16 protein-coding genes are annotated in these 15,360 nt (G+C 62.4%); 3 read left to right on the forward strand and 13 right to left on the reverse strand.

Translation table 11 applies throughout. The annotated features are described in order from the left end of the window. On the reverse strand, positions 1 to 247 hold a 247-nt coding region (locus tag B5G28_RS14830; protein WP_204228841.1), incomplete at its 3' end, for a hypothetical protein. Positions 248 to 359: 112 nt separating this feature from the next. Between B5G28_RS14830 and B5G28_RS09110 the strand changes: the two genes are divergently transcribed. The 3 genes from B5G28_RS09110 to B5G28_RS09120 all read left to right on the forward strand — a co-directional run bounded on the left by B5G28_RS09110 (position 360) and on the right by B5G28_RS09120 (position 5,077). After that, complete coding sequence (locus B5G28_RS09110) at positions 360 to 1,064, forward strand: ABC transporter ATP-binding protein (RefSeq protein ID WP_087248067.1); 705 nt, start codon at positions 360 to 362, stop codon at positions 1,062 to 1,064. A gap of 6 nt (positions 1,065 to 1,070) precedes the next feature. Further along, complete coding sequence (locus B5G28_RS09115) at positions 1,071 to 4,334, forward strand: FtsX-like permease family protein (RefSeq protein ID WP_242967547.1); 3,264 nt, start codon at positions 1,071 to 1,073, stop codon at positions 4,332 to 4,334. A gap of 452 nt (positions 4,335 to 4,786) precedes the next feature. Next, positions 4,787 to 5,077: a hypothetical protein gene (locus B5G28_RS09120; protein ID WP_087248069.1), complete on the forward strand. Its 291-nt coding sequence runs from the start codon at positions 4,787 to 4,789 to the stop codon at positions 5,075 to 5,077. Positions 5,078 to 5,201: 124 nt separating this feature from the next. On the opposite strand, the gene B5G28_RS09125 is transcribed toward B5G28_RS09120, so the two are convergent. The 12 genes from B5G28_RS09125 to rdgB all read right to left on the reverse strand — a co-directional run bounded on the left by B5G28_RS09125 (position 5,202) and on the right by rdgB (position 15,358). Further along, a complete protein-coding gene (locus tag B5G28_RS09125) occupies positions 5,202 to 5,750 on the reverse strand; it encodes a CD1247 N-terminal domain-containing protein (RefSeq protein WP_087248071.1) in 549 nt (182 codons plus the stop codon). Positions 5,751 to 5,821: 71 nt separating this feature from the next. After that, positions 5,822 to 6,379 carry an elongation factor P gene (efp, locus tag B5G28_RS09130; RefSeq protein ID WP_087248073.1) on the reverse strand — a complete coding sequence of 186 codons (558 nt, stop codon included), beginning with the start codon at positions 6,377 to 6,379 and terminating at the stop codon, positions 5,822 to 5,824. Between the two features lie 113 nt (positions 6,380 to 6,492). Next, positions 6,493 to 7,362 (reverse strand): TIM barrel protein, encoded by an 870-nt coding sequence (locus tag B5G28_RS09135; RefSeq protein WP_087248074.1) that lies wholly within the window; start codon positions 7,360 to 7,362, stop codon positions 6,493 to 6,495. Next, complete coding sequence (locus B5G28_RS09140; RefSeq protein WP_087248076.1) at positions 7,359 to 7,862, reverse strand: YqeG family HAD IIIA-type phosphatase; 504 nt, start codon at positions 7,860 to 7,862, stop codon at positions 7,359 to 7,361. The genes B5G28_RS09135 and B5G28_RS09140 overlap by 4 nt, the downstream gene beginning before the upstream one ends. Positions 7,863 to 7,979: 117 nt before the next feature. Beyond that, on the reverse strand, positions 7,980 to 8,156 hold the full coding sequence (gene rpsU, locus B5G28_RS09145) for a 30S ribosomal protein S21 (RefSeq protein WP_087170910.1): 177 nt from the start codon (positions 8,154 to 8,156) through the stop codon (positions 7,980 to 7,982). Between the two features lie 162 nt (positions 8,157 to 8,318). Next, positions 8,319 to 10,868: a leucine--tRNA ligase gene (gene leuS, locus B5G28_RS09150; protein WP_087248078.1), complete on the reverse strand. Its 2,550-nt coding sequence runs from the start codon at positions 10,866 to 10,868 to the stop codon at positions 8,319 to 8,321. Between the two features lie 71 nt (positions 10,869 to 10,939). Further along, on the reverse strand, positions 10,940 to 11,326 hold the full coding sequence (gene rsfS / locus B5G28_RS09155) for a ribosome silencing factor (protein WP_087248079.1): 387 nt from the start codon (positions 11,324 to 11,326) through the stop codon (positions 10,940 to 10,942). A gap of 22 nt (positions 11,327 to 11,348) precedes the next feature. Then, positions 11,349 to 12,848 (reverse strand): LCP family protein, encoded by a 1,500-nt coding sequence (locus B5G28_RS09160; RefSeq protein ID WP_242967549.1) that lies wholly within the window; start codon positions 12,846 to 12,848, stop codon positions 11,349 to 11,351. A 265-nt stretch (positions 12,849 to 13,113) separates the two neighbouring features. Beyond that, positions 13,114 to 13,689, reverse strand: a complete 576-nt coding sequence (yqeK, locus tag B5G28_RS09165; RefSeq protein ID WP_087248083.1) for a bis(5'-nucleosyl)-tetraphosphatase (symmetrical) YqeK — start codon at positions 13,687 to 13,689, stop codon at positions 13,114 to 13,116. A gap of 26 nt (positions 13,690 to 13,715) precedes the next feature. After that, positions 13,716 to 14,381 carry a nicotinate (nicotinamide) nucleotide adenylyltransferase gene (gene nadD, locus B5G28_RS09170; RefSeq protein ID WP_087248085.1) on the reverse strand — a complete coding sequence of 222 codons (666 nt, stop codon included), beginning with the start codon at positions 14,379 to 14,381 and terminating at the stop codon, positions 13,716 to 13,718. Next, positions 14,378 to 14,674 (reverse strand): YhbY family RNA-binding protein, encoded by a 297-nt coding sequence (locus B5G28_RS09175; RefSeq protein WP_087248087.1) that lies wholly within the window; start codon positions 14,672 to 14,674, stop codon positions 14,378 to 14,380. The genes nadD and B5G28_RS09175 overlap by 4 nt, the downstream gene beginning before the upstream one ends. Before the next feature lie 45 nt (positions 14,675 to 14,719). Continuing rightward, positions 14,720 to 15,358 carry an RdgB/HAM1 family non-canonical purine NTP pyrophosphatase gene (gene rdgB, locus B5G28_RS09180; RefSeq protein WP_087248129.1) on the reverse strand — a complete coding sequence of 213 codons (639 nt, stop codon included), beginning with the start codon at positions 15,356 to 15,358 and terminating at the stop codon, positions 14,720 to 14,722. Positions 15,359 to 15,360: the final 2 nt, after the last annotated feature.

Genomic DNA, 15,360 nt, shown 5'->3' on the forward strand with positions numbered 1-15,360 from the left:
GATTACCATTTTCTTGAATTCCGGTGTATATCTCTTGTTTGGCTTCCCTTTTGGCACAATAAAACACCCCATTTGTTTTCAGTATACCATACTGTCTAACAAATGGGGTGCAGTTCACCGACGCAAGCCGGCTCTTTTTGTTTGCCATTTTGGCCCATGTTGCGGTTTTTGTTGCGGTTATTTTTTCACAATGCCAAAAAAGAACGATATCTCTTTTGTTTTTTCCAGTAAATTGTAAAGTTTGCATTAAAACAACCGGCTTAGACTTGCATCCGCAGGGCAGTTTGTTGTACTATTAGAGGAGCAAAAGAAACGCGCCTGCGCGGCGCGCAAAGATATGGAAAGCGAAGGTGGTATCCATGGATGCATTTGTCAGTTTTTCGGACGTGTCGAAATACTACCAGACCGGCGACGTCCGGGTCGCCGCGGCGGATCACATGACCTTTCATGTCAACAAGGGGGAGTTCTGCGTCATCGTGGGCCCCTCCGGCGCTGGCAAGACCACCCTGCTGAATATGCTGGGCGGCATGGACCGCTGCGACGAGGGCCGTATTGTCCTGGACGGCGCCGAGGTCAGCCGCTTTGACGAAAAAGAGCTCACCGCCTACCGCCGGTACGACGTGGGGTTTGTGTTCCAGTTCTATAACCTGGTACAGAACCTCACCGCCCTGGAAAACGTAGAGCTGGCCATCGAGATCTGCCGCAATCCCCTGGACCCCGCCGAAACCCTGAAAAGCGTGGGCCTGGGCCAGCGGCTCAACAACTTCCCCGCCCAGCTGTCGGGCGGTGAACAGCAGCGCGTGGCCATCGCCCGCGCCCTGGCCAAAAACCCCAAGATCCTTCTGTGTGACGAGCCCACCGGCGCTCTGGACTACAAGACCGGCAAGTCGGTGCTGGCTTTGCTGCAGGATACCTGCCGCAAGACCGGCCGCACCGTCATCGTCATCACCCACAACACAGCCTTAACCGGTATGGCCGACCGGATCGTACAGGTGCGAAGCGGCCAGATCATCTCCAATGAGGTGAACGAGCACCCTGTCCCGGTGGAAGAGATCGAGTGGTGAGCCAACGTGAAAAAGACCTATCGGAAAAATATGTGGCGGGAACTTTCCGCCAGTAAAAGCCGCTTTGCGTCGGTGTTCGGCATCGTCCTGCTGGGTGTCATGATGCTGTCGGGCCTGCTCAGCGTCGCCCCCGGCATGCGCCGGGCCGGCAACACCTGGTACACCCAGCAGAATGTCTTTGATATCCGGGTAGTGTCCACCCTGGGCCTCAGCGAAAAGGACATCGAGGCCATCTCGGAGGTGGAAGGCGTGGCCGCCGTCATGCCGGTGAAATCGGTGGACTGTGAGGCCAGCTACCGCAAGGGCAATACCCTGGCGGTGCGGGTGCAGCAGCTGCCGGTCTACCCCACCCTCACCGACGAGGCCACCATGAACCGCCTGGTGCTGGAATCGGGCCGGATGCCCGAGGCCTCCGGCGAGTGCGTGGTCCAGGTGCTGGACCCCGGCGCAGCCTCCAGCATCCGGCTGGGGGACGTCATCACCCTGTCGGGCGCCTCCGACGTGGCGACCGATACCCTGACGGTGGTGGGCTTTGTAAAAGACCCGCTCTACTTCTCCAATGAGACCGAGAGCACCACCGCCGGCAACGGCGCTCTGGGGATGGCCATTTACACCCCCGACGGCAGTCTGACCATGGACTACTACGCCTCCTGCTACATCAAGGTGGCGGACGCCGCCCAGTACGACAACTATTCCGACGAATACCAGGCCGCCGTGGACACCGTCATGGACCGGCTGGAAGCCATCAGCGCCCAGCAGTCGGACCAGCGGCGGAACGACCTGATTGACTCTGCCCAGGCCCAGCTGGATGACGCCCGGGCCGAGTTTGAGGCCAAGGAAGTGGAAGCCCAGGCCCAGCTGGCCGAAGCCCAGCAGCAGCTGGACGACGCCAAAGCCCAGCTGGATCAGGGCGAGGCCGAATACGCCAGCGGGCTGGCCCAGCTGGAAGCCCAGAAGGCCGCCCTGCCCGACTCCATGGCCAGCGGCGCCGACCAGCTGGTGGACGCCCAGGCGCAGGTGCTGGACTTTGAGGCCCAGCTGGAACAGATCAAACAGCTGGTCACCCTGAAAAGCGTGGCCGACCCCATGCTGGGCTACGCCGAGGACATTCTGGCCAATGCCGAGGCCGCCCTGGAGGAGGCCGAGCCCGACGACGTCAACTATGTGGAGCTGCGGGACCTGCTGGCCCGTGCCCAGGCCCTCTATGACTCCACCTATCAGCAGCTGGCCGACTACCAGGCCCAGCTGGACGAAGGCAAGCGCCAGATGTACCAGCAGGGTCTGATCTCCTCCCCCAACCTGTCCAACGAGGAACTGGTGACCGAGGCGGAAGCCGCCCTGCGGCAGATGAAACTGGATCTTCTCTCGGGCCAGCTGGCCCTGAATACCGGCAACGCCCAGGCGTGGACCGCCTTTGACGCCGCCGAAAAACAGCTGGAATCCGCCCGCGCCCAGCTGGACCAGGGCTGGACCGAGTACAACGAGGGCGCCGCCGAATTCGCCCAGCAGAAGGCAGACGCCGAGGCCCAGCTGGCCGACGCCCGCCAGCAGCTGAACGACGCCCAGGAACAGGTGGACGACATCACCAGCGGCGAATGGTACGTCCTGGACCGGGGCAGCGTGGTTTCGATGGTCATGTTCGAGCAGAACACCGACCGCATCGAGTCCATCGCCCGGGTGTTCCCCATCTTCTTCTTCCTGGTGGCGGCCCTGGTGGCCAGCACCACCATGACCCGGATGGTGGAGGAAAACCGCACCCAGATGGGCACCTTCAAGGCCCTGGGCTACAGCGACCGGGAGATCACCTCCAAGTACCTGGTCTACGGCATCACCGCCGGGCTGCTGGGCTGTGCCGGCGGCATGATACTGGGCTTCTACGGCCTGCCCGCCGTCATCTGGTTCGCCTACTCCACCGTCTTTGACCTGCCCACCTTCCAGCTGCGGGTCTATCCCGGCCTGGCAGTCATGAGCATCCTCATCAGCACCGGCGTGGTGGGCCTCACCACTCTGGCGGCCTGCCGGGTCTCCCTGCGGGAGAAACCCGCCGCCCTGTTGCTGCCCCGGGCTCCCGCCGCCGGCAAACGGATTTTCCTGGAGCGCATTCGCCCCCTGTGGCGCAGGATGACCTTCTCCCAGAAGACCACCGCCCGCAACCTGTTCCGCTACAAAAAGCGGTTCTATATGACGGTGCTGGGCGTGGCGGGCTGCACCGCCCTGCTGCTGATCGGCTTTGGCCTGCAGGACTCCATTGTGGAGATCGTCACCCGGCAGTATGACACCATCCAGAAGGCCGACCTGACCATCTCCCTGTCCAGCGACAAGGCCCTGGAAGTGGAGGGCGGCCTCACCGAGGCCCTCACCTCCCGGGATGAGGTGGAGAGCTGGGGCGCCTTCTACACCCGCACCGTCTCGGTGTCGGACACCAAGGACGGCAACAACGAGCTGAGCGTCACCCTGGTGGCCGCCGAGGCCCCCCAGAAGCTGACCGAGTACTTCACCCTGGAGAGCCGCACGGGCAATGAGCTGCCCTTCACCGACGGCAGCGTGGTGCTGAGCGAAAAGACCGCCGAGCTGCTGGGCCTGTCGGCCGGAGATACCTTCTGGGTGCAGGGCACCAATGGTTCCTATGTGGAGCTGACCCTCACCGGCGTGGCCAAGAACTATCTGGGAGCCTACCTCTATGTGACCCAGAAGACTCTGGACCGCCTGGTGGCCGATCCCGCATGGAACACCGTCTATGTGTCCACCTCCTGTGAGACCGACTCGGACCGGGAGAACCTGAGCACCGTCCTGCTGGGCTGCAACTATGTGGCCAGCACCTCCTTCACCGCCGACACCGCCGCCATGTACGACAGCACCATCACCTGCATCAACTATGTAGTTCTGCTGATCATTGCCTGTGCGGCAGCCCTGGCCGCGGTGGTGCTGTACAACCTCATCAGCGTCAACATCGGCGAGCGGAAAAAGGAGCTGGCCACCATCAAGGTGCTGGGCTTTTTTGACAAGGAAGTCTACCGCTATATCTTCCGGGAGATTGAGCTGCTGAGCGTCATCGGCGCCGTGGTGGGCCTGCTCATCGGCGCCCCCATGCACCAGTTTGTCATCCGCACCGTGGAGTCGGAACAGATGATGTTCATTCGTGCTCTGGAGCCCACCAGCTTCCTGTACAGCGTGGCCCTGACCCTGCTGTTTACGGTGGTGGTCTGCCGGATGATGCGCCGTCAGGTGCGGAACATCAGCATGGTGGAGAGCATGAAGGCTCCCGAATGACCCCGGTTCTCCCTGCGGCGGACCAATGGGGAAAAAGATGGTTAGAGTTTACAAAAGATTCATAGATTCAAAACAGTTTATGTATAAATCTTTGGTATCTTATAGACACAGGGACGGCGGGGCCGCAACCGCTACCTGTAACACATGATTCCTCCTCATACCAAACCGAATACCGCAATGAACCGTCCCGTGCAGCCGCAAGCGCGGGACGGTTTCCTTTTTTCGCCTCTTTTCACCCGCGGATTTACCGTCCGCGGCGGCCCGGGCAAAGCCCCGGACATCGGTTTTTTCCATCGAAGATGCGTCCAATCCGCGGCGCTGCGGAGGCATTCGCAAATTTATCATTTGTAAAGCCTTTGCTTTTATGTTATACTAAGAGAGAGTTTTTTATAATCAGCCCAGCTGTGCGGCTGCGCCGGGCAGCGGGCTTCAAAGATAAGGGAGGCTTTGGAATGTCCTATAAACCCAAAATGACCTATAAAGGCAAGCCCCTCGTCCGCAAGGACAATGAGCTCTACTACGGCTGGATGACCGACCCCTATGTGCTCTATCTCCAGATCCTGACCACCGCCCCGGTGGACGGCAACGAGACCCCCGACAAGGTCCAGGTCACCCTCCTGTCCACCGACCTGTCCAAGCCCATCAAGGAGCGCACCGCCCGCCAGTCGGTCCGCCACGGGCTGTACAATGCCCTGGACATCGGTTCCATCTGGCTGGAAAAGGCCCTGGCCGCTACCCGCTGATGGCCTGCTGCATGGAGAAGCTCTTCAGGTTTTCGTAAGCGCAAAAAAATCCCCCGTCCCGGCGTTTGACCGGGCGGGGGTTTTTTGTTTGGGTTTTGCCTGCGGGGGCACGCCGCGGGGAGCTTTACTCCTCTGCCGGCAGATCAATCTCCAGAGGCTTGCCGCAGCCTGCGCAGCGGGCCTTGCCCGACAGCAGCTCGTCCTCGCTCAGCACGGTCACAGCGCCGCACAGCGGGCAGGTGACCTCATAGCTGGCGTCCTCGGCCTCCAGCTCTTCCTGGGCCTGGTCGTCGTCCTCCTCTGCGTCGTCCAGGGCCACCTCAAAGGTGCAGCCGCAGTTGGCGCAGAAAGCCTCGCCGGCGTCCAGATCTTCCTCGGTGACGTAGACCGTCTCACCGCAGTTGGGGCAATCCACCTCATAGCAGGGGGCCTCGGAGTCGTCCTCCTCGTCGTCCTCGTAGACGTCGGCCTGCAGCTCCTCAACGTCGCCGCGCAGGGCTTCCAGATGGTCCTCCGCCTGGGTGATGTCCTGCTCCAGGGCCTTGATGGTGGCGGCCATATCGGCCAGCAGATCGCTCATTGCGTGAAAAACTTTGCCTTCCTTGGTGGACTCGTCCAGCTCCAGGCCTTCCAGCAAGCCCTGAAGATAGGCAGCTTTTTCGATCAGTTCCATAGTCTATCCCTCCCTGTGAAAATCAAAAAGCCGGACCGGCGGTCAGCCCGCAAGCCCGGCTTGGTGTCAAATTAGACGCGCTCCATATACTCGCCGGTGCGGGTATCGATGCGGATCACATCGCCCTCGTTGATGAACAGAGGCACACGGATGGTGGCGCCAGTCTCCAGAGTAGCGGGCTTCAGGGTGTTGGTGGCAGTGTTGCCGCGGATGCCCGGCTCGGTCTCAGAGACGGTCAGCTCGATGAAGTTGGGGATTTCGACGCTGAAAACCTTGCCCTTGTAGGACAGCAGCTTGCAGACTTCGTTCTCCTTGCAGAACTTGAAGTTATCGGGGACATCGCTGGCGTTGACGGGGATATCGTCGTAGGTCTCGTTGTCCATGAAGTGGTACAGGTCGCCGTCCTGGTAGCTGTAGGTCACCTCACGGCGCTCGATGAAGGCCTGAGGGAACTTGGCGGTGGGGTTGTAGCTGGTCTCAATGACAGCGCCGGTGATGACGTTCTTGGTCTTGGTGCGGACAAAGGCAGCGCCCTTGCCGGGCTTGACGTGCTGGAACTCAACGACCTGGAGAACCTGGCCGTCCTGCTCAAAGGTCACGCCATTGCGAAATTCGCCTGCAGAAATCATAAGGAATTCCTCCATTAATTTAGTATCTCATGCTCGCGCATATCTAAGAATATTGTACCCAATTGCGCATTGTTTGGCAAGGGGTTTCGGCAAAAAAGGGGCAAAAAGGCGGCTTAAACAGCGCCTTGTGCGGCTTTCCACATCTGCTGCATGGCCCGGGCGTCCTCCGCCTGGGTGCCTGCGCTCTCGCAGATGATGACGGGGGCCAGCTTTCGCTGGGCCACCAGTTCCAGCAGAGGCTGGGGTTCGGGGCCGTACTGGGTCTCGGCAAACGTCCAGTGGCGTTTTTCCCCGCCGGCGGAAAACTCGATGCGGGAAAAATGGACGTGGAACTGCCGCGCACGGTCATCGGCCAGCGCCTCACCCAGCCGGTCGAGAATGGCGGCATAGTCCTCCCTGCCCTGGATGCCGCCCAGGGTGCGGGCGTTCAGGTGGCCGAAGTCGATGCAGGGCACCAGGCGCTTGTCCACCTGGCACAGGGCCAGCACTTCTTCCAGGTCGCCCAGCTGGCCGATCTTGCCCAACGTTTCAGGGCAGAGGGTCATGTCGCCGTAGCCGGCCTCGTCCAGGGCCTCCATGGCCCGGCGCAGGGTGTCCAGGGCTTTTTCCAGGGCGGCGGCGCGGCTCTGTTTGCCGCAGCTGCCGGGGTGAAAGATCACCCTCTGCCCGCCCAGCGCCCGGCAGAGGGCACAGCTCTGGAGCAGATAGCGGATACTGCCCAAACGCTTTTCCTCGTCCAGGCTGGACATGCTGATATAATAGGGGGCGTGGACGCTGAACACCACCCCTTTTTCCGCCGCCAGGGCGGCCATTTTGCGGGCCTTGTCCTCGGCCAGGCGGACGCCGTGGCCGCACTGGTATTCAAAGGCGTTCAGGCCCATGCCGGCGGTATAGGCGGGGATATCCAGGCTGGTCTTGTAGCCCTGGGCGGCGAAGCTGTCTCCCATGCCGGCAGGGCCGAAACGGATCTGCGGCTCGGTCACAGCAGCTTCCCTCCCCGGTCATAATAGGCCTGCCAGTGGCTGCGCTCCCATTTGCGCTTCATTTTGACCTGGGCGCCCCGGTCGGGGCCGCGGGGCACCACCATGAAGGCCGGGATGCCATAGAGGGCGGCGGCCATCCGGTCGGCGTAGAGCTGATCCCCCACCATGGCCATCCGGCTCCGGGGAACCCCCAGACGCCGCCGGGCCACCGACAACCCCAAGGTCAGGGGTTTGGCCGCCCAGCAGACATAGTCCAGGCCGATTTTCTCGGCGAAGGGCCGCACCCGCCGGGGGGTGCCGTTGGACACGATGGTCAGCCCGATGCCGGCCCGGCGCATGGTGTCCAGCCAGGCTGCTACATCCTCGCTCAGCTCCTGGCTGCCGTCGTCGGTCAGGGTGTTGTCGATATCCAGAACCAGGGCGGTGATTCCCTTGCCGGCCAGGAAGGCCGGCGTGATGTGGGTCACGTCCTGAAAGACATATTCCGGGGTGATGAGCATAAAGGCAAAACTCCTTTGCAGAGCAGCAGGTCAACAAAAATGGGAGAACCCCAAACAGGGTTCTCCCACATCGGCGTTAGCAACGCAGCGGTCATCAGGACCGTGGGCAAGGCTCAATTACTTGTACTTGCGCTTGCGGGCCGCTTCCGACTTCTTCTTGCGGCGAACAGAGGGCTTCTCGTAAGCCTCGCGCTTACGAACCTCTGCGAGCACGCCGCTGCGGGCAGTGCTCCGCTTAAAGCGACGCAGTGCGCTTTCCAGCGACTCGCCCTCTTTAACACGAATTTCCGACATCTTATCCCTCCCTTGGACCGTGAGGCGGGAATTTCGTTGTTACATGGTAACTAACAGAGACAGTATAACGCATTTTTGCGTTTCAGTCAACCTTTTTGGCGAAGTTTTTCCGCTCCACTTTCTGAACAAATCGTGAAAAGAGTCCTTCAGGGGTCTGTGGGATCAGCCTTTGACGGCCAGATTGACCAGGCGGCCCTTGACGTAGATCTCTTTCACCAGGGTTTTGCCGGCCAGGGCCTCGGCCACAGCGGGCTCGGCCTTGGCGGTGGCGATGGCGTCCTCGGCGGTGATGTCGGCGGGGACGCTCAGGCGGGCGCGGACCTTGCCGTTGACCTGCACAGCGATCTCCACGGTGGACTCCACGCACTTGGCCTCGTCGTAGCTGGGCCAGGGATAATAAGCCAGCTGCTGGTCGTGGCTGTGGCCCAGCTTCTCCCACAGCTCCTCGGTCATATGGGGAGCGAAGGGGTTCAGCAGCTGCACCAGAGTCTCAAACTCGGCCTTGGTGGCGCCGCCGTTGTCGTACAGGGCGTTCACCAGGGTCATCAGCTGAGCGATGGCGGTATTCATCTTGAGGCCCTCGATGTCTGCGCCCACCTTCTTGATGGTCTGGTGCATCAGGGTCTCGACGGCAGGACGGTAGCCCTCGCCTTCCACCCGCTTGTCCATCAGGCCCCAGACGCGGTCCAGGAAGCGGTTGCAGCCGGCGATGGCCGAGGTCTGCCAGGGGGCAGCCTGCTCAAAGTCGCCCATGAACATCTCATACAGACGCATGGTATCGGCGCCGTAGGCGTCCACCACGTCGTCGGGGTTGACCACGTTGCCCAGAGACTTGGACATCTTGACCACGGGGTGACGGCTCATCTCGCCGTACTTCTCCTCCAGAGCCTTCTCGGCGGCCTTCTGGCTGCCGTACTCCTCCAGCAGCTTCTTCTGCTCCTCAGCGGGCAGGTTGGCAAAGTTGTGGGGGTTCAGGCCCAGGATCATGCCGTGGGAAGTGCGCTTCTGGTAGGGCTCGGCGGTGGGCACCACGCCGATGTCGTACAGGAACTTATGCCAGAACCGGCTGTACAGCAGGTGCAGGGTGGTGTGCTCCATGCCGCCGTTGTACCAGTCCACCGGGGACCAGTACTCCAGGGCCTCCTTGGAGGCGATGGCGTCCTTGCAGTGGGGGTCCATATACCGCAGGAAGTACCAGGACGAGCCAGCCCACTGGGGCATGGTGTCGGTCTCACGGACGGCGGGACCGCCGCAGCAGGGGCAGGTGGTCTTGACCCAGTCGGTGTGGCGGGCCAGGGGGCTCTCGCCGTCGGGGCCCGGCTCAAAGTCCACGATGTCGGGCAGGGTCAGGGGCAGGCTGCTCTCAGGCAGAGGCTGCCAGCCGCACTTCTCGCACTTGACCATGGGAATGGGCTCGCCCCAGTAGCGCTGACGGCTGAACACCCAGTCGCGCAGCTTGTAGTTAACCTTCTTGTGGCCCTTGCCGTTTTCTTCCAGCCAGGCGGCCATCTTCTCTTTGGCGTCGGTGACCGACAGGCCGTCCAGGAAGCCGGAGTTCACCAGGGTGCCGGTGGCCACGTCGGTGAAGGCCTCCTTGTCCAGGTTGGACTCGGTCTTGCCCTTGACCACCTCCACGATAGGCAGGCCAAACTTCTTGGCGAACTCCCAGTCGCGGCTGTCGTGGGCGGGCACGGCCATGATGGCGCCGGTGCCGTAGGTGGCCAGGACGTAGTCCGAGATAAAGATGGGAATCTCCTGGTTGTTCACCGGGTTGATGCCCATGACGCCCTCCAGGCGGACGCCGGTCTTTTCCTTGTTGATCTCGGTGCGCTCAAAGTCGCTCTTGCGGGCGGCCTCGGCCTGGTAGGCCTTGACGGCGTCAGCATTCTGGATGATGCCCTCCTCCATCCAGCGGCCCAGCAGGGCGTTCTCGGGGGAGAGGACCATGTAGGTGGCGCCGAACAGGGTGTCGCACCGGGTGGTGTAGACGGTCACGGTGTCGCCGGTGGTGGTGCCGAAGTCGATCTCAGCGCCGTAGCTGCGGCCGATCCAGTTCTTCTGCTGGGCCACAACGCGGTCGATGTAGTCCAGGCCGTCCAGGCCGTCGATCAGCTTGTCGGCGTACTCGGTGATCTTGAGCATCCACTGGCTCTTGACCCGGTGAACCACCTCGCTGCCGCACCGCTCGCAGACGCCGTTGACCACTTCCTCGTTGGCCAGGACGCACTTGCAGCCGGTGCACCAGTTGACGTTCATTTCCTTCTTGTAGGCCAGGCCGTGCTTGTACAGCTGGAGGAAAATCCACTGGGTCCACTTGTAGTACTCAGGGTCGGTGGTGTTGATCTCGCGGTCCCAGTCAAACGAGAAGCCCAGGGACTTGAGCTGTGCCCGGAAGCGGTCCACATTGTTCTTGGTCACGATGGCCGGATGAATGTGGTTCTTCATGGCGTAGTTCTCGGTGGGCAGGCCGAAGGCGTCCCAGCCCATGGGGTAGAGAACGTTGTAGCCGCACTGACGGCGGCGGCGTGCCACCACGTCCAGGGCGGTGTAGCTGCGGGGATGGCCCACGTGCAGGCCGGCAGCCGACGGGTACGGGAACTCCACCAGCGCATAGAACTTGGGTTTGGAATGGTCCACTTCAGCGTGGAAGGTCTTTTCGTCCTCCCACACCTTCTGCCATTTGGCCTCGACGGCCTTGTAATCATACTTCATCTCGTATCAGCTCCAGACTTTTGACTTACTTGGTGTTGCTTTATATTGCTTCCCTCTCGGGTTGGGGCTTGTTACTGGGCGTCCTCGCCGGCCTGGTCCAGCCACTCGGACACGTCCACCGTCTCGGCGTCGGCCCACAGGTGCTCCAGGTCGTAATAGGTGCGGGTGCCCGGGACAAAGACGTGCACCATCACCCCCGAGTAGTCCAGCAGAATCCAGTTCTTGGAGTCAAAGCCCTCGGTGTGATAGGGCTCAACCCCTTCCTGGGAGAGCTGGAACTGGACCTCGTCGGCCAGGGCCGCCACCTGGGTGGTGGAGGTACCGGAGGCGATGACGAAATAATCGGTCAGAACGGTCAGATCCTGCACCTTCAGCACACGGATCTGCTGTGCCTTTTTCTTATCCAGGATCTTTGCGATGCGGATGGCAAGAGTCTTGCTGTCGTTCAGATTTTCCATAGGAACCCTTTCTCTTGAGATTTTATTGAGCGGCCTGCCCGCCTGCGGGCTGACCGTCGGTGGTCACTGCGCCCTGCACGTCGGTGTCGCCTTCCAGAATGGCGTCATCCGACTCCTTGTCCAGCTGGCCCATAAACTGAATGTTGGCGCTGGTGGACATCGACCCGTGGGGCCAATGGTCGGTGGTCAGGTTGAGTTCATCCTCGCTGACCGGGCCGGTGTAGGTGCGGAAATAGGTGTTGAGCAGCTCTGCGATGGAGCCGGCATCCGGCACCACGCAGGAGTAGCCTGCAAAGATGTCGGTGGCGCCGATATAGGGCACCCCGCCCGAGAAGACGGGGGTCTGGGCGATCATGATGTTGGCGCTGTCCACCTTCATAAAGGAGACGGCCAGCTTGCCCAGGGTAATCAGATCCATATCGGTCTGGATATAGTTGTTGAAGATGATGGGCATCTGGTTCAGGATGTCCTGAATGCCCATGGAGCGGGCCCGCTTGAACAGGGCGGCGTAGAAGTAGCGCTGCATGTTCAGGCGGTCGATGTCGGCGTTCTCATAGCCTGCGCCGTGGCGGTTGCGGACAAAGAACTCCGCCGATGCGCCGTCCAGGTTGCGGTAGCCCTTGGCCAGGTAGCTGCCGTTGTACTCGATATCCTGGGGGATATAGACCTCGATGCCGCCGAAGTTGTCCACCACCTCGGTGAGGGCCTCCATGTTGATGGAGACGTAATAGTCGATGGGCAGCTTGTACTGGTCGTAGATGACCTCGGCCAGGGCGGCGATGCTGCCGCCGTTGGACAGGGCCACCGAGTTGATCTGGTAGTTGGAGGCCTTGTAGGTCTTGCCGCTGGAGAGGGTGATGGTGCGGTTCTCGGTGGTGACCAGGGTGTTGCGGGGGATCTGCAGCATCCGCAGCGCGCCGTTCTTGATGTCGAACTGACAGTAGAGGATCATGTCGGTCATGCCGTCGTTGCTGCCGTCGCCGTAGGCGCGGCCCTCCTCATAGTCGATGCCGCAGACCAGGATGTTGACCACATCCCCCTTGTACTCCTCCAGCGTCTGGATTTCCTCCACAATGGAGGGGGCGTCCGACTCGGGGCGGATGCTCTCCTGCACCCGGTTGACGTAATTCACCGCATAGACCACGCCGCAGCCGATCAGGGCCACCACGCCCAGCACCACCGCCAGCGGCAGCCAGATGGGAGAGCGGCGGCGCTTGCGCTTCCGTCCGCCGCCATGGCCGCCCGAGCCGCCGGTGTGGCGGGGCGGCTCCTTGCCGCCGCCATTGTCGCCGGCCGAATGGGCGGGACGGCTTTCGGTCCGCTCCTGGGGAACCGGACGGGCCGCCGGGCGGCTGTCCTCTCCTGACTCCATCCGGAAGAAGCTCTGGCCGTCATCCTCCTGCGGCGCCGGCCCCTGGGGCCGGACGGGCGGGCGGGGCGGAACGCTGCCCCCTGCGCCGCTCCCTGCAGTGGGAGTTCCCAGTGAACGGTCGGTATTGATGCGGCGTGGCGTTCCACTCATAGCTTGTCTCCTTCATCGGCCTGTCCGGGGCAGGCGATCACTTTCCTTCAAAATTCATCCATCCCGTGCCACCGGGAGGGACGCAGTCACTTTCTTTCTTCTTAACCTCTGGCCGGGGCGGCGCTGCGCCCCAAAACCAAAGCCGGTGCGCCGCAGCCTGGGGGAAGGGGTTTCCTGCATGCTGGCGGCGCAATCTCTTAGTAGTATAGCATTCTCGGGCAGAATCTGCAATCCGTTTTGACAAACCTTCACGGATAGGTCAAATTCAGGCCCGCTGGTCCAGAATCCTGCGGAAGTCCTCCCGGGCGGCGGCGGACATGGAGTCCAGGGGCCGGCCGCCCTTTTTCACAAAGGAGACCGACTGGTCCAGGGCCTGGTACATGGCCTGGTCGATGTCCTCCATCTCCAGTTTCCGCAGCTCCTCCACCCCGTCGAAGTCCCGCTCGGCGCTGGTCATGTCGGCCAGAAAGAGGATCTTGTCCAGCAGGGTCATCCCCGGCTTGCCCGCCGTGTGGCAGGCCACCGCCGAGAGAACCGCCTCGTCGGTGACGCCCCATTCGGTTTTGGCCAGGATGGCCGCGCAGACACCGTGCCAAATGGGGGTGGGGCGGTTTTCGGTGTTCCCTGCCAGGTCGGGATGGGCCCGCAGCAGCGCCAGCTGGTCCGCCACCGGCATTTCCTTGGCGGTGTCGTGGAGCAGGGCCGCCAGAGCGGCCTGGTCACAGTCGGCGCCGTAACGCTCGGCCAGTTTGACGGCCATTTTTTCCACGTTCAGGGTGTGACGGTAGCGCTTGTCCCCCAGGCGCTTGCGGGCCACATCTTTTGCTTCCTTCAGATCCATAGAGCAGCCTTCCTTTCTTGATCCAATCAGGGTTCCGGATGCTGGCAGGGGTGCGGGATGGCCTCATGGCCGGGGCCGGTGTACAGCCCCTCCCGCCGGATCACCTGCCGCACCTGCTCCGGCAGGGCGGCGGCACAGTCCTCCCCCGCTTCCAGCCGGCGCCGGATCTCCCGGCTGGCCATGGGCAGGGCCTCCACCTGGGTCATCAGGATGCGGCTGCCGGTGGGGTCCAGGGCCCGGGCGGCGCTGTGCAGGACACAGTCGTCCCCGATTTCCCGGCTCACCACCACCAGCTGGGCCAGGCGGAGGATATCCTGCCAGCGGTACCACGCCTGGAAGGATTCCAGCATATCGCTGCCCACCGCCAGATACAGCCGGGCCTCCGGATAGGTCTGGCCCAGCATCTCGATGGTCCGAACGGTATAGTTGCGCTGTCCGGCGGCCGCCTGGCGGATTTCCCAGTCGCTGACCGTGATCCGGGGCAGATACGGCGTCCCTTCCAGGGCGTAAAAACAGCGGCACATTTCCAGGCGCAGGGCCGCCGGGGTGGAGCTGGCCGCCTTGTGCGGGGGCACCCCCGCCGGCATCACCACCACCTGGTCCGGCCTCACCCGCTCCGCCGCCGCCTGCAAATTGTTCAGGTGGCCGTTGTGGGGCGGGTCAAAGGTGCCGCCATACAGCAGGACCTTCATTTCAGCAGGTCGGCGTAGGCGCTGTCCTTTTTCTTCTGAAGGTACAGCACAAACTTGGAGCCGATCACCTGCACGCAGTCGGCGCCGGTGGCCTCAGCCAGAACAATGGAGGCCTCCCGGGCATTGTACATACTGGTTTCCAGCACCTTCAGCTTGATGAGCTCCCGGGCGTCCAGGCAGGCCTTCACGGCGTCAATGAGGGTCTGGTCGATCTCGCCCTTGCCGATCTGAAAGACCGGGTCCATGGTGTTGGCCTTGCCGCGCAGAATGGCGCGCTGTTTACTTGTCAGCATACGATTTCTCCTTTTATGTCCTCCGCCCTGGGCGGATCTCACACGTTACTTTTCCTGCAGGAACGCCTCCAGCCGGGCTTCCAGCGCCTCCAGGGCGCGGCCGCGGTGGCTGATGGCGTCTTTTTCGTCGGGGGTGAGCTGGGCGTAGCTGTCCCCCTCGGTGTTGGGGCGCTTGCCGCCGTCGGCGGTGCCCCGCTCGTCGGGGATGAACAGGGGGTCATAGCCGAAGCCATAGTCCCCCGGCTGCCGGTCAAAGGCCACCTGGCCGGGGCACTCGCCCATACAGGTCAGGGTGCGGCCGTCCGGCATCCGGAAGCAGACCGCCGAGACAAACTTGGCGCCCCGCTTTCCCGCCGGGACATCCCGCATGGCCTCCAGCAGCTTGTCGTTGTTGGCCTCGTCGTCCCCGTGATGGCCGCAGTAGCGGGCGCTGTAGACCCCCGGCGCCCCGTCCAGCGCCTCCACGCAGAGGCCCGAATCATCCGCCACGGTGGGCAGGCCGCTGGCCGCCGCAAAGGCTGCCGCCTTGATGGCGGCGTTCTCGGCGAAGGTGGTGCCGGTCTCCTCGGGGTCCAGGTCCAGGCCCAGCTCCTTCTGGCTCAGGACCTGATGGCCCTGGGCCTCCAGAATCCGGCGCAGCTCCTTGAGCTTGCCGGGATTGCCGGTTGCTGCACAGATTTTCATGG

The sequence above is a fragment of the Faecalibacterium sp. An77 genome (assembly GCF_002161315.1).
Classification (GTDB): Bacteria; Bacillota; Clostridia; order Oscillospirales; family Ruminococcaceae; genus Faecalibacterium.

Coding starts and splice junctions, on each gene's coding strand:
- B5G28_RS09110 (WP_087248067.1), top strand. CDS start 360: ATGGATGCATTTGTCAGTTTTTCGGACGTGTCGAAATACTACCAGACC.
- B5G28_RS09120 (WP_087248069.1), top strand. CDS start 4,787: ATGTCCTATAAACCCAAAATGACCTATAAAGGCAAGCCCCTCGTCCGC.
- B5G28_RS09125 (WP_087248071.1), bottom strand. CDS start 5,750: ATGGAACTGATCGAAAAAGCTGCCTATCTTCAGGGCTTGCTGGAAGGC.
- efp (WP_087248073.1), bottom strand. CDS start 6,379: ATGATTTCTGCAGGCGAATTTCGCAATGGCGTGACCTTTGAGCAGGAC.
- B5G28_RS09140 (WP_087248076.1), bottom strand. CDS start 7,862: ATGCTCATCACCCCGGAATATGTCTTTCAGGACGTGACCCACATCACG.
- rpsU (WP_087170910.1), bottom strand. CDS start 8,156: ATGTCGGAAATTCGTGTTAAAGAGGGCGAGTCGCTGGAAAGCGCACTG.
- leuS (WP_087248078.1), bottom strand. CDS start 10,868: ATGAAGTATGATTACAAGGCCGTCGAGGCCAAATGGCAGAAGGTGTGG.
- rsfS (WP_087248079.1), bottom strand. CDS start 11,326: ATGGAAAATCTGAACGACAGCAAGACTCTTGCCATCCGCATCGCAAAG.
- B5G28_RS09160 (WP_242967549.1), bottom strand. CDS start 12,848: ATGAGTGGAACGCCACGCCGCATCAATACCGACCGTTCACTGGGAACT.
- yqeK (WP_087248083.1), bottom strand. CDS start 13,689: ATGGATCTGAAGGAAGCAAAAGATGTGGCCCGCAAGCGCCTGGGGGAC.
- nadD (WP_087248085.1), bottom strand. CDS start 14,381: ATGAAGGTCCTGCTGTATGGCGGCACCTTTGACCCGCCCCACAACGGC.
- B5G28_RS09175 (WP_087248087.1), bottom strand. CDS start 14,674: ATGCTGACAAGTAAACAGCGCGCCATTCTGCGCGGCAAGGCCAACACC.
- rdgB (WP_087248129.1), bottom strand. CDS start 15,358: ATGAAAATCTGTGCAGCAACCGGCAATCCCGGCAAGCTCAAGGAGCTG.